This window comes from Paenibacillus thailandensis (genome assembly GCF_042685365.1).
Lineage (GTDB): Bacteria > Bacillota > Bacilli > Paenibacillales > Paenibacillaceae > Paenibacillus_AP > Paenibacillus_AP thailandensis.
Genome location: NZ_JBHUMY010000011.1, coordinates 46,604 through 64,670, shown reverse-complemented (window position 1 = coordinate 64,670; position 18,067 = coordinate 46,604). Strand labels below are relative to the sequence as shown.

14 protein-coding genes are annotated in these 18,067 nt (G+C 56.8%); 7 read left to right on the top strand and 7 right to left on the bottom strand.

Annotation, left to right across the window (positions count from 1 at the left end):
• Positions 1 to 84: 84 nt before the first annotated feature.
• The 4 genes from ACFSW5_RS10790 (at position 85) to ACFSW5_RS10775 (ending at position 5,579) form a co-directional block, all read left to right on the top strand.
• Positions 85 to 1,020: a carbohydrate ABC transporter permease gene (locus ACFSW5_RS10790; protein ID WP_379272564.1), complete on the top strand. Its 936-nt coding sequence runs from the start codon at positions 85 to 87 to the stop codon at positions 1,018 to 1,020.
• 84 nt (positions 1,021 to 1,104) lie between these two features.
• The gene (locus ACFSW5_RS10785; RefSeq protein ID WP_379272562.1) at positions 1,105 to 1,941 is read left to right on the top strand and encodes a carbohydrate ABC transporter permease; all 837 of its coding nucleotides are present in this window, start codon (positions 1,105 to 1,107) and stop codon (positions 1,939 to 1,941) included.
• Between the two features lie 255 nt (positions 1,942 to 2,196).
• Positions 2,197 to 4,554, top strand: a complete 2,358-nt coding sequence (locus ACFSW5_RS10780; RefSeq protein WP_379272559.1) for a beta-galactosidase — start codon at positions 2,197 to 2,199, stop codon at positions 4,552 to 4,554.
• Between the two features lie 191 nt (positions 4,555 to 4,745).
• The gene (locus ACFSW5_RS10775; RefSeq protein ID WP_379272557.1) at positions 4,746 to 5,579 is read left to right on the top strand and encodes a methyl-accepting chemotaxis protein; all 834 of its coding nucleotides are present in this window, start codon (positions 4,746 to 4,748) and stop codon (positions 5,577 to 5,579) included.
• Between the two features lie 101 nt (positions 5,580 to 5,680).
• Here the strand turns inward: ACFSW5_RS10775 and ACFSW5_RS10770 are convergent, their stop codons facing one another.
• The 7 genes from ACFSW5_RS10770 to ACFSW5_RS10740 all read right to left on the bottom strand — a co-directional run bounded on the left by ACFSW5_RS10770 (position 5,681) and on the right by ACFSW5_RS10740 (position 12,358).
• Positions 5,681 to 6,055, bottom strand: coding sequence for an IDEAL domain-containing protein (locus ACFSW5_RS10770; RefSeq protein ID WP_379272554.1), 375 nt, complete (start codon positions 6,053 to 6,055; stop codon positions 5,681 to 5,683).
• 206 nt (positions 6,056 to 6,261) lie between these two features.
• Positions 6,262 to 6,963: an ABC transporter permease gene (locus ACFSW5_RS10765; protein ID WP_379272552.1), complete on the bottom strand. Its 702-nt coding sequence runs from the start codon at positions 6,961 to 6,963 to the stop codon at positions 6,262 to 6,264.
• A 7-nt stretch (positions 6,964 to 6,970) separates the two neighbouring features.
• Positions 6,971 to 7,891, bottom strand: a complete 921-nt coding sequence (locus tag ACFSW5_RS10760) for a glycine betaine ABC transporter substrate-binding protein (protein WP_379272549.1) — start codon at positions 7,889 to 7,891, stop codon at positions 6,971 to 6,973.
• Positions 7,891 to 8,550 carry an ABC transporter permease gene (locus ACFSW5_RS10755; protein WP_379272546.1) on the bottom strand — a complete coding sequence of 220 codons (660 nt, stop codon included), beginning with the start codon at positions 8,548 to 8,550 and terminating at the stop codon, positions 7,891 to 7,893. The genes ACFSW5_RS10760 and ACFSW5_RS10755 overlap by 1 nt, the downstream gene beginning before the upstream one ends.
• A 2-nt stretch (positions 8,551 to 8,552) precedes the next feature.
• Positions 8,553 to 9,860: an ABC transporter ATP-binding protein gene (locus tag ACFSW5_RS10750; protein WP_379272543.1), complete on the bottom strand. Its 1,308-nt coding sequence runs from the start codon at positions 9,858 to 9,860 to the stop codon at positions 8,553 to 8,555.
• A 186-nt stretch (positions 9,861 to 10,046) separates the two neighbouring features.
• Positions 10,047 to 10,901 carry a lipoate--protein ligase family protein gene (locus ACFSW5_RS10745; protein WP_379272540.1) on the bottom strand — a complete coding sequence of 285 codons (855 nt, stop codon included), beginning with the start codon at positions 10,899 to 10,901 and terminating at the stop codon, positions 10,047 to 10,049.
• 203 nt (positions 10,902 to 11,104) lie between these two features.
• A complete protein-coding gene (locus ACFSW5_RS10740) occupies positions 11,105 to 12,358 on the bottom strand; it encodes an MFS transporter (protein ID WP_379272538.1) in 1,254 nt (417 codons plus the stop codon).
• 399 nt (positions 12,359 to 12,757) lie between these two features.
• On the opposite strand from ACFSW5_RS10740, the gene ACFSW5_RS10735 reads away from it, so the two are divergent.
• The 3 genes from ACFSW5_RS10735 to ACFSW5_RS10725 all read left to right on the top strand — a co-directional run bounded on the left by ACFSW5_RS10735 (position 12,758) and on the right by ACFSW5_RS10725 (position 18,006).
• Positions 12,758 to 13,384, top strand: a complete 627-nt coding sequence (locus tag ACFSW5_RS10735) for an FMN-dependent NADH-azoreductase (protein WP_379272536.1) — start codon at positions 12,758 to 12,760, stop codon at positions 13,382 to 13,384.
• A 211-nt stretch (positions 13,385 to 13,595) separates the two neighbouring features.
• Entirely contained in the window at positions 13,596 to 14,645 is a 1,050-nt protein-coding gene (locus tag ACFSW5_RS10730; protein ID WP_379272534.1) for a LacI family DNA-binding transcriptional regulator, read from the top strand.
• 544 nt (positions 14,646 to 15,189) lie between these two features.
• Positions 15,190 to 18,006, top strand: coding sequence for a beta-galactosidase (locus ACFSW5_RS10725; protein WP_379272870.1), 2,817 nt, complete (start codon positions 15,190 to 15,192; stop codon positions 18,004 to 18,006).
• Positions 18,007 to 18,067 lie beyond the last annotated feature (61 nt).

Below are 18,067 nucleotides of genomic sequence, written 5' to 3'. Positions count from 1 at the left end.
GTTCAAGGGAAGGTTAGCAGCCTTCCCTTTCCTTCACGCGGAAGAGGAAACGCCGATTACGGCTTTGGCCAGGAGGGATGTTGGATGAAAGCAAAGGCAGCGATGGAATCGACCCCGGTTTTGCAGAGAGCGACAAGGACAAAAAGGAGCGGCGAAACGTTTTACGGCTGGCTCTTCGCTTCGCCTTGGGTGATCGGACTGCTTGTATTTTTTGCAATACCGCTCGTTTCTTCTTTTTATTTCAGCCTGACGACGTACAGCATTTTGCAGCCGGGCGAATTCGTCGGCTTTGGAAATTACGCCGCGTTATTGAGCGATTCCGTCTTCTGGAAGTCGATCTATAACACGGTTTATTTTGTCGTCTTTTTCGTTCCGCTCAGCATTTTTTTCGGCGTGGCGCTTGCCATGCTGTTAAATATGCGGGTGAAGGGAATGCCGGCGTACCGAACCGTGTTTTTCCTTCCGACGCTGGTGCCGAGCGTAGCGATGGCCGTCTTGTGGATGTGGCTTCTGAATCCCGGCTTCGGTCTCGTGAACGGCATGCTCGATGCGGTAGGCATTCAAGGTCCGGCTTGGCTCGGCAGCGAGACATGGTCCAAACCTTCGCTCATTATGATGTCGCTCTGGGGGATCGGCCAGTCCGTCGTCATTTATTTGGCGGGGCTCAACGATATCTCGTCCGACTATTACGAAGCTGCGGAGATCGACGGGGCGGGCTGGTTCGGCAAGACGCGGAACGTGACGCTCCCGCTGCTGACCCCCGTTATTTTTTACAACCTTGTTATGGGCATGATCCATGCGTTCCAGCAGTTTACGCTTCCCTACACGATGACCGGAGGGAGAGGCACCCCTGCCGATTCGATGAAGTTTTATGTGATGTATCTGTACGACAATGGGTTCAAATTTTTTAAGATGGGCTATGCTTCGGCGATGGCCTGGATTTTGTTTATCGTCGTTATGGCGCTGACCGCGCTTATTTTTGCGACGTCGCGAAGATGGGTCCATTACCAGGGAGAGTAGAGGCAGGCTATCCGGAAGCAAGCTTTTGTCGCGAAGCGGAGCCTGCGATCGCGGCTCCACAAAACTTTTTGGGAGGGGATGTTTATGTCTGCCACAACCAACCGGACGGTCAAAACGATCGCGGCCCAGCTTCTATTGATTGCGGCCTCCGTATTTTTTCTGGCGCCGTTCTTCTGGATGGTTTCGACGTCGCTGAAGCCTGCCACGCAAATCCATACCTTTCCGCCCCAATGGATTCCGAAGCCGTTCATGTGGACGAACTACATCGAGGCGATGGACTATATCCCGTTCTTCGCTTATTTGAAAAATACGGCCGTCATTACCGGCTTCAGCACGCTTGGCGTCGTGCTTGCTTGCCCGCTTGTCGCCTACAGCTTCGCCAAGCTGAACTGGAAAGGAAAGGGAACTTTGTTTTTTATCACGATCGCCGTCATGATGATACCGGGACAGGTCACGATGATTCCGCTCTTCCTGCTGTTCGAGAGGCTGAATTGGATCGGCACGGCGCTGCCGCTTACGGTGCCGGCGTTTTTTGGCGTACCGTTTTATATTTTTTTGCTGCGCCAATTTTTCTTGGGGCTTCCGAACGAGCTGAAGGATGCGGCAAGAATCGACGGAGCGGGCGAGTTCAGGATTTATTGGCAAATTATGCTGCCGCTGGCGAAGTCCGCCGCGCTGGCCGTCGGGTTGTTTCAATTTATGGCGAGCTGGACGGACTTCATGGGGCCGCTGTTGTACTTGACGGACCAGCAATCCTATACGTTGTCGCTTGGCCTTCAGCAGTTCCAGAGCCAGAAAGGAACGGAGTGGGGGCTTATGATGGCCGTATCGACCATGATGACGGCGCCGATCATCGTGCTGTTCTTTTTCCTGCAGAAGACGTTCATTCAAGGAATCACCTTCAGCGGCATTAAAGGGTAAGCGGCGGCATTGGCCGGCTTCGTAAGGTTAGCTGCTCTTGTTAAAATATGAACATTCCGCCAGGCGTCCTGCGCTTCCGCAGTTGAATATCCTTATATTGAATTGAAACGCTTTCAGACCTAAGCTTGAGTTAGCGCCCGGCGCGCGTCTCAAGCTTTTTGGCATGGACGGGCTTAAGGCGACAAGAAGATCGAAACGGCAAGGCATGCGGCGGATATGACGCAACTGCCGCCGTAACAGATGGAGGTGCCAATCGTGGCTTTATACCGTTTGAACTTAGACGCGCCGGACAAGGAGATTGTCCCGTCGACCCTTAAACTGGGAGGGACCAGCCCGTCGGGCGGACGCATTTCCTTTACGAATTATTATATGGAGCTGGACGGCAAGCCGTATTTCGGCATTTGCGGCGAATTCCATTACTCGAGGTATCCGAGGGAGGAATGGGACGCCGAGCTTTCCAAGATGAAGCTGAACGGGATTAACATCGCAGCGACTTACATCTTCTGGAACCATCACGAAGAAACGGAAGGGCGCTTCGAATGGGACGGAAGGCTCGATTTGCGATATTTTATCGAGCTGTGCGGGAAACACGGGTTATTCGCCATCCTCCGCGTCGGCCCGTTTTGCCACGGAGAGGTAAAGAACGGCGGCATGCCGGATTGGCTGTTCGGACGGCCGTTCGAAATCCGCTCCAACGATGAGCGTTATTTGGCTTACGTGCGCCGTTTGTACGAGCAGATCGGCATGCAGGCGGCGGGGCTTTTTTACCAGGACGGCGGGCCCGTCATCGGCATTCAGCTGGAGAATGAATATATGCATGCCGCGGCGATCTGGGAGCTTACGGCGAAGCAGGGCGACGTCTATATGACGCCGGGGGCGGACGGCGAATCGCATATGCGGCGTTTGAAGGCGATCGCCCGGGAAGCCGGGCTCATCGCCCCGATTTATACAAGCACGGGATGGGGAGGAGCGCCCGTATTGGAGGACGAGGTGCTTCCTTTGTACGGCGGTTACGCCTATACCCCTTGGACGGTCAACGAAAGCAATCCCGAGCAGAAACCGACGGGCGAATATGTTTTCGCCGACTACCATAACGACGAGGGGGAAAGTCCGGGGTTCGAGCCGCCGTATTCCAAGTCGAAATATCCGTTTGCGTGCTGCGAAATGGGCGGCGGGATGCAGACCTGGTACAAGTCGCGCTTCGTCGTGGAGCCGCAAAGCGCCGCAGCGATGGCGGTCATGAAAATCGCGGGCGGATGCAATTTCGTCGGCTACTACATGTTCCACGGCGGCACGAATCCGGTCGGCCGTTCGGGTTATATGAACGAAAGCACCACGCCGAAAATCACGTACGATTTCCAGGCGCCGATCGGGGAGTTCGGGCAGGTGCGGGAGTCGGCCGCGAGGCTGAGGCTGATCCACTCGTTTCTCCGAGCTTTCGGCGAACGGCTGGCGCCCATGGGGACGGTGCTGCCCGAAGGCGCGGCCCGCATTCAGCCGGACGATGCCGGCACGCTCAGGTATGCGGCGCGGGTGCGCGGCGGCTCCGGCTTTTTGTTCGTCAACAACTACCAGGACCATGCGGCGATGGCCCGCCACCGCGACGTCCGATTCCGGATCGGGCTCGGCGGCGAAACGTTGTCGTTCCCGCAGCGAACGACTTTGACAATCGAAGACAAAGCGTACGCGATCATGCCGCTCAACCTTCGCATCTCCGGCTTGCGGCTTAAATATGCGACGGCTATGCCGGCGGCGATGATCGAAGGGGACGACGGCGTCCCGGTTTATTTGTTCGCGATGCCGGGAGGGACGGAAGCGGAGCTGTGCTTCGATTCGAACGGGATCGCGGAGATCGAATCCGGCGAAGGGGTAACGGCGTATCGCGGAGATGAGGATATCGTTGCTTTATCCGGCGAGCGGTCCGGGGCTTTCGAGGTGCGCAAAAGGAACGGGGAGCGGGTCCGGTTCTACGTCATGACGGAGGCCGAGTCGTTAACGATGTGGGAAGCCGAATGGCGCGGCCGCAAGCGCGTTATTTTCTCGGAAGCGCCCATTGCGGATACGGAACGGGGACTTCGGTTTATATTGTCCGGGGAAGCGGAGCTGCGGTTTCGCATGTTTCCGGGGAGCGATGCGAAGCTCATCGGCCCGGGCGGTCTTTCGCTGGAGGCAGAACGGTGGAGAGCGGAAACGGCCGAAGGCGGCTGGTTCGATTCGTACCTCTTAAGTATTCCGCGCCGCGAAGTGAAGCCGGATGTCGAATACCCGGCCGAGCATAAAGCGGTCGTCCGCGTACCGGACGACGCCTTCGAGGGCCATGACGAGGTGATGTTGTCCGTCGAATACGACGGGGACGTCGGTTACGCTTTTGCGGGCGGCGAGCTGTTCCATGACCACTTTTATAACGGGCAACGCTGGGAAATCGGCTTGTCCCGCTTCCGGGACCGATGGCCGGGCCGCGAAATCGTCCTGCACGTGACGCCGCGAATAGCGGGCAAGCTGCGTTTGTCCGCCGATGCGGGGATGGCCTTGCAGCAGGAGCTGATCGGAAGCAAAATAGCGGCCATCCGCTCCGTTCGGGCCACGCCTGTATACGGTATTACGCTCGTATAACCATCGGAATGGGGCAAGCATTTCCGGACGTACCGGCCCGGGAGGCTTGCTCTTTTTTCTTTTCGTCCTTGGACAACGGCGGCGAAACCGTTTTCGCCCGGTTTCTTCAGAAACGGCGGTTTCCGGCCGATAAACTATTAAGTCACTGTAAGCAACCGGAATAAACGCAAATCGGAAAGGAGTGGCGAAAAATGAACGCCGTTGAAGCGATAATAATCAGCATGCCTTATATTAAGGAGGTTATTAGGGAAGACGCCGCGCTGGCGGTCTTTGATAAAGAGAAGATTTTGTACTGGTCCGACAGCAAAACGCTGAAGCTTGGCTTTAAGCCGAATCACCCGCTCGACGAAGAACAACGAAACCTGTCGCTGCTAAAAGACGGAAAGGAAAGATTGTTGTCCCGCATGCGTTATCCGGGAGTCGATTTTCCGTTCGACGTGCTCGCTTTGCCGATAACGGACGAGAACGGTGAGGTGGTGGCCGCGCTTAGCATCAATTACAGCCTTGAGAACCAGGAAATGACGGACCGGCTGATGAAGGAAACGGAAGCGATTGCGGAAAATCTGCTGAGCGGCATTCAGCAGGTAGCGGCCCATTCGGAGGAGCTTTCCGCGACATCGGACGAAATTTTGCGCAATACGCGAAGAGCCGTGCAGGATTCGGAGGGCATTACGAGCGTTACGGGGTTCATCCGGGAAATTTCCGCCCAGACGAATCTGCTTGGCTTAAACGCGGCCATCGAAGCGGCGCGGGTCGGCGAGGCCGGAGCGGGCTTCGGCGTCGTGGCCAAGGAAGTGCGCAAGCTGTCCGAGGACACGAAGGAAGCGACGAACCGCATCGAAGGCTCGCTTAACGCCGTTCAGCAGTCCATTCAGCAAATGGAGGAAGAAATCAAGCAAATCGCCGCCGCTTCCCAGGATCAGGCGCAGCTGGTCATGAACTTTATGGAAAGCATCGAGCACCTGAACGAGACGAGCCGCAATTTGCGGGCGTTTATTAACAAAGTGATCAGTTACGAGCAATGACGGACTAGTCACCACATGCAACGGCAGCCCCGGGACGATGCGTGAACCGTCCTAGGGCTGCCGTCTGCGCTTCATCAATCGGACCGGGGAGCGGAAGAACATTATTTGTTCCCGTAGATGCCAAGCCGGTTGACGATGCCCGGGGCGATCCGAACCGCCGCTTCCTTGCCGCCGCTGCTGCCGCGAACCTTGTTCAAATCCGCCGTAAGCTCATAGAACCAGGCTTCGTCTTTCGCCGCCAGAGCAATATCGATCAAGCTCTCGAGTTGAACGGCACTGCGTTCGGTATATTCGGGCAGCTCCCGCAGCCATGAATGACGAACCGCAATGAGCTTGCCGGCCGAGCCTTCGTTGTCGGACTGTACGACGCGCACCTTCGCGACGCCGTGCGTATGATCGGACGCTTCCAGATAACCCGTGATGAACTCGCCTTCCGCCGACCTTCCTTGCACCCAATCGCCTACTTCGTATTTCATCATTCCACCGCCTATCTGCAGGTTTTTGCCTAACTGTAATCAGAAATGTTACATTTCAAAGAAATAAACGCCGAAACCAATCGGCGGCTTTCTTTGTACTGTAATATTAATGGATACAGTTAACGGTGTCAACCATATTCGGAATTATGCGATAACGGGCGTTTTTAGCCGCGAAATAGGCTAAGCGCGGTCAAGAAGCGCCGCGCTCAGCCTTGCGTTTTGGGCACGGGAGGAACCGCGTCGCTTTTGCGCGACTTGCGTCCTTCCATGTTCAGCTTGCGCTGCGCCGCTCCAAGCGCGATGTCGGCGACGATCGCAAGCAGGGCGGCAGGAATGGCCCCGGCATAGATGCGAAGCGGGTTCTGGTTGTTAATGCCGGCGTAAATTTCCCGGCCGAGCCCTTCGCCGCCCACAAGCGGAGCGATCGCGGCTACGCCGACGGCGATGACGGCGGCGATGCGGATGCCCGAGACGATATACGTCAAGGAGAGGGGCAGCCGAACCTGCAGCAGCATTTGCAGCCGGCTCATGCCGACGCCCCGGCCGGCCTCCACGTAGCTCGGATTCACTTCGGTCAAGCCGACGTAAGTGTTCCGCACGACCGGGTTCAGCGAATACAGGAACAAGCCGATCGTGACGGTAAACGTCCCGAGCCCGAGCCACATCATGAGCAGCACCAGCATGGCCAGGCTCGGAATAACCTGAAGCACGTTGGTGACGGCCATAATGAACCGGGCGACCGCTTTGTTCCGGCTGCACAATATGCCCAAAGGGACGCCGATGACGATCGCGAGCCCGACTCCAAGCAGCACCATGAGCACATGCTGGAGCAAATATTCCCACAGCATCGCCTGGTTGCGGGACACGTAGCCGATAAAGTCTCTGAACGTCAAATTCGTTGCTTCCATTCCCATATCACTCCTTCAGCAAGCCGACCTGCTTGAGATAAGCGGTCGCGACCTCTCGCTCGCTTTTCTTTTCGATATCGACCTGGTAATTCAAATCGATCATCGTTTCGACGTCAAGCGTGCCGATGAGCTCCGCGAGAGCCGTTTTGGCCTCGGGGTATTCGGACGCGATCTCTCCTCTCATGACGGTCGAAGCGTCGTACGGCGGGAAAAATTGCTTGTCGTCCTCAAGCGTTTGTAAATTGTAAGCCTTCAGTCTGGAATCGGTCGAATAAGCCAATACGATATCGACTTGCTTGTTCGCCACCGCTTGGTAGACCAGCGCGAGCTCCATCGGATAGGTGGTGCCGAAGCGAATGCCGTAATGCTTCGCGAACGCCGGATAACCGTCGCTTGGCCGCTCCAGCCACGTCGTGTCGACGCCGAGGCGCATGGAGGCCGCGTCCGGCTTAACGTCGGAAATTTTGGAATAGCCGTTCTGTTCGGCTACGTCCTTCCGGACCGTAAACGCGTACGTATTCTCGAAGCCAAGCGGGTCGAACCATTCCAGGTTGAAATATTTGCGGAAGCCCTGCTGCGCCTGCTCGAGCACGCGCGCCCGCTCCTTCGTGTTTTCGATCGGAAAATGGTTGTTGAATATTTCGCCGCTGTACAAGGTGGCGACATCGACGTCGCCTCTTATCAATGCCGATACGACGAGCGGACTGGAAGCGAGATCGGGGATGACCTCCGCGCTGGCGTCCGTCCGGTCCTCGATAAGCGCCCTGTACATTTCGGCCAATATTTTCGCTTCCGTAAACGTTTGGGCGCCGATGACGATGTCGCTTCTCATGCCGCAGCCCCCCGCCAGCGCCGGCAAGGCGGCAAGCAGAACGACGGCGACCGATTTCAAGACGAACCTATGCCGAGCGAAACGAAGTTTAGCCATTATGCCGCGGCACCTCCCGTTCGGCCGAAGCGGCCGGATAGCCACCTCTCCAGCAGGCCCAGCAGGAGGTCGGCGAAAAACGCCAGCGCCACGGCGCCAATCGCTCCCGAAAAGACGAGCTCCGGCTTGTTGACGCCCATCCCCGACACAATCAGCTGGCCGAGCCCGCCCGCGCCGATCAAGGTGGCCAGCGTCGCCCAACTGATAATATAAACGGTCGTGATGCGAATGCCGGACATCATGTACGGCAGCGACAAGGGGAGCTGTATCGACCAGATGCGCTGCATCGTGCTGTATCCCATGCCGCGGGCCGACTCGAGCACATGCGGATCGACGGCTTTGAAGCCGTCGTACGTATTGCGCAATATCGGCATGATGGAATAAAGCAGCAAGGCGAGCACGGCCGGCTTTATGCCGATGCCGAGAAGCGGAATAAGAACCGCAAGCAAAGCGAGACTCGGTATGGTCTGCAGGATGTTCGCGACAAAAAAAACCGTCGTCCGAAGCCAGTTCTGCTTGGAATAAACGAGAGCGATGCCAAGCGGAATGGCGACGACGCTGCCGAGCGCGATGGATGCAAACGAGATGACGAGATGCTCGCGGAGCGCGGTCCATAAATCGGGAAAACGCTCCTGGAGAAAAGCCCATATATCGGCCATCGTTACACCTCCTTGCCCGTATTGGAGGGGAAGTCCCCGTTGTCGCGGGCATTCGCTTCGTCATCCGGTTCGGCAGGCCTATCCGCTCCGGTATCTCCGGACGCCGGCCCGCCCGATGCCGGATCGGATTTCGGTTCGCCGGCATCGGGATCGGGAGCGAACGTCGGCAGCACTTCCGCAAGGTGGCGCACGACGCTGCCCCTCGTAATCAGGCCGACCAGCCGGTTGTTGGCGTCCACGATAGCCAGATTGGATAGCTTAAAGTTGTTCAGCAATTCGACCGCTTCCGGCAGCGGCGTTCCCGACGGCAGACTGTACGCGACGGGCTTCATGACGTCCGCAATGGTCATGTTCTCGTCGCCGTAATGCTCAAGCACGTTGAAGATCGAGACGATGCCTTGCAGCTTCCGGTTGCGGTCCGTAATGAACAACGTATCGACGCGCCGGCGTTCCATGATGGCGATCGCCTCCGCCAAGCCCCGGTTCGGGTAGATCGTTACCGGGTGGCGGACCATCACATCGTCGACGGACGGCATGTCGTACACGTTTTCTTCGTTGTCTCCGGGATCCGGATTTTCTTGCGCAAGGCGCTGCTGTCCGATGAACGAACGGACGAAATCGTTTGCGGGGTGGCGCAGAATTCGTTCGGGCTTGTCGCTTTGCACGACGGTGCCGGCCTGCATAATGACGATGCGGTCGGCGATTTTGAGCGCTTCGTCCATATCGTGCGTGACGAACACGATCGTCTTGTGAAGCTCCTGCTGCAGCCGGACGATATCGTCCTGCAGCTGCTCGCGGCTGATCGGATCAAGCGCGCTGAACGGCTCGTCCATCAGAATGACGTCGGGATCGGCGGCGAGCGCCCGGATGACGCCGATCCGCTGCTGCTGGCCGCCGCTGAGCTCGGAAGGGTAGCGGTCCTTGTACTGATTGGCCGAAAGGCCAACCATGTCCATCAATTCCTCGACCCGGCGTTCGATCTTGTTTTTATCCCATTTTTTCAGCTGCGGCACGACGCCGACGTTGCGGCCGATCGTCATATGGGGGAACAAGCCGATGCTTTGGATGACGTAGCCGATATTGCGCCTCAGCTTGACCGGATCGATGGCCGATATGTCTTCGCCGTTAATGAGAATGGTGCCGCTTGACGGCACGATCAAGCGATTGATCAGCTTCATGGTCGTCGATTTGCCGCAGCCGCTCGGCCCGATCAATACCGTAATTTCTCCTTTATGAAACGTCAGGTTTATGTCTTTAAGCGCGTGAAATCCGTCGGGATAAATTTTATTTACGTTTTTGATTTCAATCATGAGCGGTTATGCCCTCCGTTCCCGTTGTCGGTCGATACCCTCGCGGTCTTGGTCCATATTAATATAAACGTTTAACGGAAATTTGAATCAGCGGCGGGACAAAAAAGAAAAACGTCCTTATTCCGGGCCGTCATCGGCGCGGGAATACGGACGTCTCAAGTCGATTCAATAACGTTGTGTTCTCCATTATTTGATTTCATAGCGATGCCGCAGCGATTCCGCAAGCTCGCGGATTCGCTCCTCCTCGGGCATCCGGAAAGCCGCTGCTGCAGCCTCGTCCGCTTCCGGCGATTGGGAGCGGCGGACGACTTCCTTCACTTCGTTAGCGAACGGAACCGCCGAGCCGGGCATCAAGTCGGCCAATTGCTCCAGACTTGCCATCTTGTCGTCCCGCACGATCGGGTATTGGCCGGGCTCGGCCCCGTCTGCGGCGATTCGGTAGAACGACCGGACCGTCTCCGCCCGCTGCCTGCCGTCTCCTTCGACGATGACGAACGCCTGAACGATATAAGCGTTCAATTGCCTGCGCTGCGCAATGCCGCAAAACTTGAACCCGCCGATGCTCAGGTCGTAGTCGCCGGGACAATACGATCCGGCGATTTCGCCTTTGTCGATCCGGCGGCCCGTCGCGGCAAGCGCGTCCGCAATCAGGCGGTACATCCGCTCGAAGTCGCCGTGAAAATGTTCGCCGGCGCTCCCGTTTTTGGGGAGGATGAGCGAAACGTTGACGACGCCCGAATCGAGCGGAACGGCTGCGCCGCCCGAATTGCGCACGGCGACGCTCCAGCCTTCCGCCTCGAGCCGCTCCTTCGCTTGCGGCGCGCAAGGGAGCCGGCTGTCGCGCAGCCCCATGATGAAAGCGGAAGGGTGGCGCCACAGATGGCAGACGGCGGGGCCGCCCGTTCCCGTCTGCCGGCACAGCAATTCATCGAGAGCGAATGCGTATAAAGGATCGGCCGCATACGGTTCGTTCATGCGATCCAAAATATAGATAGGCCTTGTCGTTTCAAGCTTGCCGTCCATGTTCATGGCGTTCGCCATCTCCTTTCGCATCCGTCCGAAATTCTCGTTTGGCGCTTCAAACCAAGAATTTCCTTAAGGTTTCTATCTCTTTCTTTCATCCAATGGGCTTAGTCGCCGGGAAGATTGATGTCAAACCTGCATTTTCCAATTATATCCAGGATTATGGCTGTATCGACTATTGCCCGGGCAATGACGAGAAGGTCTTAGTCGCGCGAATGCCGTTACATCAGCGCGTTATCCCGCTTTAAACGGCGGTACAGCACGATTCCCGTCAAAGAGCACAGCCATGCGCACACGCCGATAAAGAGATAACCCGCCTGCAGCCCTTTTACGATGCCCGCTGCAGGTCCGTATACGGCCGTCATCGCCGTCCGGAATAAATCCGAGATCGCCCCGACCAGAAAATTGCCGACGATGCTGGCAACGCCCATGAACGTTACCGTGAACGTAATGGCCATGTCGCTGTTGCCGGCATACTTGCGCGCAAGAAACGCCATGACGGTCGGATAAACGGGAGCGATGCCGATTCCCGCCGCGGCGAACAGGACCGCGCCCGATTCGCCGGAGGCGATAGCCGCTACGGTGCACGCTCCGGAGAATGCGGAATAAACGATAATCGATTTGATATAACCGATCTTGTCGGTCCAAACGCCGAGCACAAGCCTTGCAAGCGTAAAGCAGAGGAAGAAGGCGGAAAGCATATAAGACGAGGCGGAAGAACTCCAGCCGTAAGCCTTCTCCAAAAAGTTGACGAGCCAGCCGCCGACGGCAAGCTCGGATATGACGCCAAACGATAAAAGCAAAACGATGAGCCAGATGACCCGGTCGCCCATGAACTGCTTTATCGATATCCGTTCCGCTTTGACGTCGTCTCCGGCCGGGAAGGAGGCGGCGAGCGCCGGAATCATCGGCAGGACGGATAACGACAGCATGATCAGATACATGCCCCTCCAGCCGATCTCCTCTCCTCCAAGCGGGACTCCCATCAAGGCTGCTGCGGCGATCGGCGCGACGGTGGAGCTTAGCCCGTAGAAAAAATGCGAAAGGTTCATCATGGCCCCGGTGTTTTTCGTAAATACCCGCGCCCCCAATATAGCGAGCGCGATTTCGAGAATGCCGTTTCCTATGTACATAAAAAAATACGATAATGCAAAAGTTCCGAACGTCGCGGACAAATAGATGAAGACGCCGGATAAGGCCATCGAGCCGAACGCGAGCGACGTCGAAAGCTTTAAGCCCCATTTGCCGACCATCCAGCCGGTAAAGCTGCAAGCGAGCAAATAGCCGAGCGAGTTGAGCGCGAGCAGCAGCCCGAGCTGCATCTCGTCCAGCCCGAAATCCGCCTGCATGCGCGGCACGGCAGGGCCCTTTATATTTTCCGAAAAGCCGAAAACGGTATAGCCGATAAAGACGACAAGCAGCATCAGCACATAATGCCGCTTGATCGGATCCGTTTGGTAACGGATTTGTTCCATTCCGATCGATTCCCCCTGCAAAAATTGTCGGTAACTCGTAAACGTTGTCTATCGAAGAAGCAACTGCCGGCGAGCGGGCGATTAGCGGCGAAGCGCCAGACACATAATAAAGGTCGATGGCCCGAAATGAAACCGGCATTCCGGCATCATTTGATTACTATAACATTGCTTCCAAACAGCGACAATCGTTAACTTTTTCGGTATGTCGCGGACGACGAAGCCGTTTCGAATTGGAAATTATTGGACTTGCTTTCCTGCCCAAGGCAAGCCTATAATGTGATCAGTGAGATTGCAGTTAATTTTATAGTTACTCCCCATTTTTGAGTAAAACTGTGTTACAACGCATGCAGTTATAGGCTCATTCTCACACCATCACATCTTAACCGGAGGGATTTAGCAGTGGCTAAAGTATTGTTCATCAAAGCAAACGACCGTCCCGTAGAACAAGCGGTCAGCGTAAAGCTGTACGACGCATTCCTTAAAACGTACAAGGAAGCGAACCCGCAAGACCAAATTACGGAGCTCGACCTGTTCGCGCTGAACCTGCCGTATTACGGCAACACGACGATTACCGGCCAATTCAAGCTTGCGCAAGGCATCGAGCCTACGGCGGAAGAGAAGAAACTGGCCGATCTGGCCAACCAATACCTGGATCAATTCCTGGCCGCCGATAAAGTAGTCGTGGCCTATCCGCTCTGGAACTTCACCGTTCCGGCGCCGCTCATTACGTACATGTCGTACCTGTCCCAAGCGGGCAAAACGTTCAAGTACACCGCGGAAGGCCCTGTCGGTCTTGCCGGCAACAAAAAAGTGGCCCTGCTTAACGCGCGCGGCGGCGTATATTCGACGCCTCCGATGGACGCGATCGAAATGGCTCACAAATTGGTGAAAACGACGTTCGGCTTCTGGGGCATCAACCAAACCGAAGACGTCATCATCGAAGGACATAACGCGGATCAGCAGCGTTCCGCGGAAATCATCGAAGCGGGGCTGCGCAAAGCGGCGGAAGTTGCTTCCAAGTTCTAATTCGATTGATTTCGTTTCGCAAAGACCGGCAAGGGCATATCGGATGCCCGTTGCCGGTCTTTTTTTGGCAAATAGATGATTGATAAATCTGTGCTCCTCCAAAATTAGATTGAAATGTCGGCTGGGCATCTTTTACAATATGAGGTACGTCAGCCAAGCTTGTAGTACGGCGGGGGCGACGCCCCGATTGCCGTCGAAGAGAGGAGCATACATGAAACCGGTTACGATTTACGATATCGCCAAAGAAGCGGGCGTTTCCGTTGCGACCGTATCCCGGGTGCTGAACAATTCGGCGCCTGTCAAACACGAAACCCGCGACAAGATCAAGGATCTTATTCAGAAATACCAGTTTCAGCCGAACGCTCTTGCGAGAAGTTTGCTGAAGAAGGAGACGGGTACGATCGGCATTATTTTTCCCGACATTACCAATCCTTTTTTTCCGATGCTGCTTGCGGGACTGGAGGAGGAAGCGAGAAGCAAGGGCTATCATTTTTTTCTGTGCGACACGGTATCCACGATGGGGCAGATGGAAGATCAATACGAAAGAGAGTCCCAATACATATCGATCCTGATGGAGAAGCAAGTCGACGGCATTATTATGGTCGGGGGACGGATCAACTTAGCGAGGCCTTCAAAGGAGTTGACGACGGAGGTGGCGGAAACGGCGAAGCGCGTGCCCGTTCTGCTCATAAACGGCCAGCTGCCGGGAACGGACTTGAACCGGATATACGCCGACGAACGGCTTGGAGCGGAGCTCGCTACGCAGCATTTGATCGATTTGGGTCACCGTCGCATCGCGTTTGCCGGAGGTTACCGGTTTATGTCGAATTCGGTGCAGCGCATTCAAGGCTTCCGGAAGACGATGGAGCGAAACGGCCTCGCCGTCCGTCCGGAATGGACGCTCGTCACGGGTTATTCGGCGGACAGCGGCAAGGAGGCTTTCGAGACGCTGCATAGCATGGGAGAGCTGCCGACGGCCGTTTTTTGCGCCAATGACCAGATTGCGATCGGCATGCTGAAAGCCGCCCGGAAAGCAGGGCTGAAAGTGCCGGAAGATCTGTCGCTGGTCGGCTTCGACGACATTCCTTACGCGTCCTACAGCATACCGGAGCTGACGACCGTATCGCTCCGCAGCTATGAGGTCGGACGGTCTGCGCTCGATTTGCTACACCGGATGATCGGCAAGGAAAAGGTAAGCAAGCGGACAGTCGTCAAGCCGGAGCTTATCGTACGGGAATCGACGGCCCCGCCGCGTTGTTGAAGGATTCTTTCGATTGCAGGAAATTGTTTCAAAAAATATAATTGACAACGCTTACAAATGTGCATACAATCAAGGTAACAAAAACAGCAGACATCAGCGCTAAAAATGAAACCCGTTTCATTACAATGCCGCCAATCTGTTCATATCGCTTTTCCTTATACACGATCGCCGATAACGACAAGATGTTTGGCCGCAATAGAATCTGATGAACGTCCGAAGCAATCGGAAATCATAAATTCTATTGGCGATAAAACCTGCTTTGACGCTTTCGAAGCGAGCCGGCTCCGGGAATTCATCTGGCTGCTTAGCTTCGAAAAGCTCCGAAAGAGGTTTTCTTGAAATATAAGAATTTATAAGTTTTGCGTTATAAATTGTCTTATATTTTCGCTGAAACGTTTCGTCCTTAAGACAAGGACCGAGAAGACCGTTTCTGCTTGTCCGGTTCCAGAGAGTGTATTTCTTTTTGTTCGGATTGTAACCGATTTCATGAAATGGGTTTCATTATGCTTGCATTTTAACAAGGCTTGGAGGTCATGCCGTGAACATGGAAATCAAACCAAGCGAAGCCGTAAGCTTTCGGCCTTCCGGCGTCTGGCTTGAAGGCGTTCCGCGCATTTTAATGAGCGCTTCTCTGTTCTATTTTCGCATCCCGAGGGGGCTGTGGAAGGAGCGGATGGAGCAGCTCAAGTCATTCGGGTACAACGCCATCGACGTTTATTTTCCGTGGAACTACCACGAACGGTCGGAAGGCGAGTGGGATTTCGGCGGGGAACGCGACGTAACGGCGTTTCTGGCGGCTGCCGCCGAGACGGGGCTTTGGGTCATCGCCCGGCCGGGACCGTACATTTGCTCGGAATGGGACGGAGGTGCCCTGCCCGCCTACCTGTTCGCCGAGGAAGGAATGCGCCTGAGGGACAACGACCCGCTTTTCCTGCGGCATGTCGAGAGATGGTTCGGCCGCATTTTGCCGCTTCTGAAAGCCTATGAGGCGGGCGCGGGGGGCACGGTCATCGCCGTTCAGCTGGACAACGAGCTCGACTTTTACGGCTGCGCGGACCCGAAAGGGTACATGGAGGCTTTGGTCCGAATGGCCGCTTCGGCCGGCCTTAACGTTCCGCTGTTCGCGTGCGCGGGGCAAGGCGGCCTTCGGCAGGCGACCGGCCTCGAGGAAGGCGTGATGCCGACATGCAATTTTTATCCGAACGACAAAGATCCGGCGTTTGAGGAGAAGGCGCTCCATTACAACGGGCTGCTGCGATCGCTCGGGTATCCGCTGCTCGTGACGGAGACGAACCGTTCCCATTATTTGCTGCGGCGGCTCCTGTCCTGCGGCGCCAAGCTGCTTGGCCCGTACCTTCAAGTGTCGGGGACGAATTTCGGCTTGACGAACGCGACGAACAATTGGGGCAAACCGCTTGCTTTCCTGACGTCCGACTACGATTTCGGCGGGATGATTTCGCCCGAAGGGCATATCCGGGAGGAGGCCTACGAAGGCCGGCTGCTCGCCCGGTTGATCGAGGCGTACGGGACGGATCTTGCCGAAGCGGAAGCGATCGGGCCGGATCCGGAGCTGAAGATGGCCGGCGCTGCCGTTTCCAAAGCGGCGATTGCGGGTCCCTATACGCTGAAGCTGGCGGGAGGAGGGCGGCTAGTCTTCTTGACCAACCTGGAGGATTGCGATCATGCGGTCTCCCTCGCCGGTCTTGCGGGGACGGCCGATACCGGCATCGCCTTTACGCTGAAGGCCGGCCGCTCGGTTGCTCTTCCGGTCGGCTTGCCGCTTGCCGCGTGGGGCATGGAAGGCTCCGTTCGCTACTCCACGGCCGAGCTGTTCACGGCTACCTGCGGCGAAGGCAGCGCCGCTTTGTTCTTCCACGCCGAAGGAAGCGGGCAGCTTGCGCTCGCGATCGACGAGCCGCTGACGGCCGTCTCTTGGCAAGCGCAAGCCGAATACCGGGACGGCGGGCTCGTTGTATCGTTTGACGTCCGCGAGGGGGATGCCGTTTGCGAGCTTGTGACGAAAGCAGGTACTACGCTGCGCGTTATCGTTATGGATCGCGCGAAAGCGCTGCTGTTGGAAGAGGCGCGAGGCGACGGAACGTTCAGTATCGGCAGCATGCCGCGATATCCGGACCGGCCCGAGAAAGCCGAAGCCGGCTGGAGCCTCGTTCGAACGGCGGGAACGGAGCCGCTGTCGAACCGGAGGTTGTACAGGAAGGCGCTGCGCCGTCTGGAGCGGGAATCGGTCTACCGCGGTTTCGCCTGGTACGAAGCGGAGCTTGGCGTGCCGGCCGCCGCACCGGTGCTCGGCTTGCTCTTGAAAGAGGCCGCCGACGTCGTGTCCGTCTATGCCGGCGGGCGGTATGCCGGAACCGTCACTCCGGGCGGAGGCAGCGTTTATGTGCCGCTCGAAGGCGGCCCGCCGGAGGACGGGCGATGTATTTTGCAGGCTCGGGTCGAAATATGGGGCCATTCCAATTTCGACGACGTCCGGCTGCCCGGCTTGAGGCTGCACGCCGGGAAGGGGATAACCGGCGCTGCGGCCGTAACGTCCGTCAGCGACATTAACGGCAATTGGAGCGTATGCCGCCTATCCGCCGGCGAGCCGGAAGAACGGCTGCTGAGCGAGGACACCGCTCTATGGCCCGTCGTCGGGTTCGGCGGGTGGTTGTCGGCGGATCATCCCGCTTACGAATTGTACCGCCGCAAGGTTAAGCTGAGCGGCGACGCGGACAGCTGGATCATTAATATCCAGAATATTCGGTCTATTTGCAGCTTGTATGTGAACGGAAGCAAGGCCGGCGACATCAATCCGTTTGATCCTTTCCTGGACATTACCCCTTACGTCGCCCCAGGCGAAACGGCCGAAATCGCCGTATGCGTCAAACGGGTGCTTGGCTGGCCGGCAGGACGGGTCGTCCTGTACGAAGGGACGGAAGTGCGGGATTGGACGATATGTCCGGCCGACGAAGACGATTTGCGCGTTTGCGCCGACGCCGTGCAAGGGAGCGGGGAGGAGACCGCCTTGCCCGTTATTTTGTCCCCGGGAGAAACCGCCTGGCTGTACGCCGAGACGCTCAATTCCGATTGCGGGGGCGGCTGGCGGATGCATGCGGCCGGGGAAGGAGTGAAACTGACGGTCTTGCTGGAAAGCATCGTCGTAGGCCGATTGTGGCTTGGCGAAGCCGGCAGGCAAGCGGCGATGACGGGCGGCAGCGCCGATACCGTTTATTTGCCGGGCGTCTGGTATAAGGAAGGCGCCGGCAAGCTCGCCATATGGCTTGAAGCGGTGGACCGCGCACGGGAGGCGCGTCTCGAATCGTTAACCTTCGTGCCGGTTGGCAATCGGATTCAGCCGTAGCTTCCGAAGCGAGATTTTGTTGCGAAGAAATTTCATGAAGCAAAGCTCCACAAAACTCTTA

What these genes read in the sequence shown, in the direction of transcription:
- ACFSW5_RS10745 (WP_379272540.1), bottom strand. Translation starts at nt 10,901, where the DNA reads ATGGCGAACGCCATGAACATGGACGGCAAGCTTGAAACGACAAGGCCT.
- ACFSW5_RS10755 (WP_379272546.1), bottom strand. Translation starts at nt 8,550, where the DNA reads ATGGCCGATATATGGGCTTTTCTCCAGGAGCGTTTTCCCGATTTATGG.
- ACFSW5_RS10790 (WP_379272564.1), top strand. Translation starts at nt 85, where the DNA reads ATGAAAGCAAAGGCAGCGATGGAATCGACCCCGGTTTTGCAGAGAGCG.
- ACFSW5_RS10785 (WP_379272562.1), top strand. Translation starts at nt 1,105, where the DNA reads ATGTCTGCCACAACCAACCGGACGGTCAAAACGATCGCGGCCCAGCTT.
- ACFSW5_RS10725 (WP_379272870.1), top strand. Translation starts at nt 15,190, where the DNA reads ATGGAAATCAAACCAAGCGAAGCCGTAAGCTTTCGGCCTTCCGGCGTC.
- ACFSW5_RS10760 (WP_379272549.1), bottom strand. Translation starts at nt 7,891, where the DNA reads ATGGCTAAACTTCGTTTCGCTCGGCATAGGTTCGTCTTGAAATCGGTC.
- ACFSW5_RS10740 (WP_379272538.1), bottom strand. Translation starts at nt 12,358, where the DNA reads ATGGAACAAATCCGTTACCAAACGGATCCGATCAAGCGGCATTATGTG.
- ACFSW5_RS10750 (WP_379272543.1), bottom strand. Translation starts at nt 9,860, where the DNA reads ATGATTGAAATCAAAAACGTAAATAAAATTTATCCCGACGGATTTCAC.
- ACFSW5_RS10765 (WP_379272552.1), bottom strand. Translation starts at nt 6,963, where the DNA reads ATGGAAGCAACGAATTTGACGTTCAGAGACTTTATCGGCTACGTGTCC.
- ACFSW5_RS10775 (WP_379272557.1), top strand. Translation starts at nt 4,746, where the DNA reads ATGAACGCCGTTGAAGCGATAATAATCAGCATGCCTTATATTAAGGAG.
- ACFSW5_RS10770 (WP_379272554.1), bottom strand. Translation starts at nt 6,055, where the DNA reads ATGAAATACGAAGTAGGCGATTGGGTGCAAGGAAGGTCGGCGGAAGGC.
- ACFSW5_RS10730 (WP_379272534.1), top strand. Translation starts at nt 13,596, where the DNA reads ATGAAACCGGTTACGATTTACGATATCGCCAAAGAAGCGGGCGTTTCC.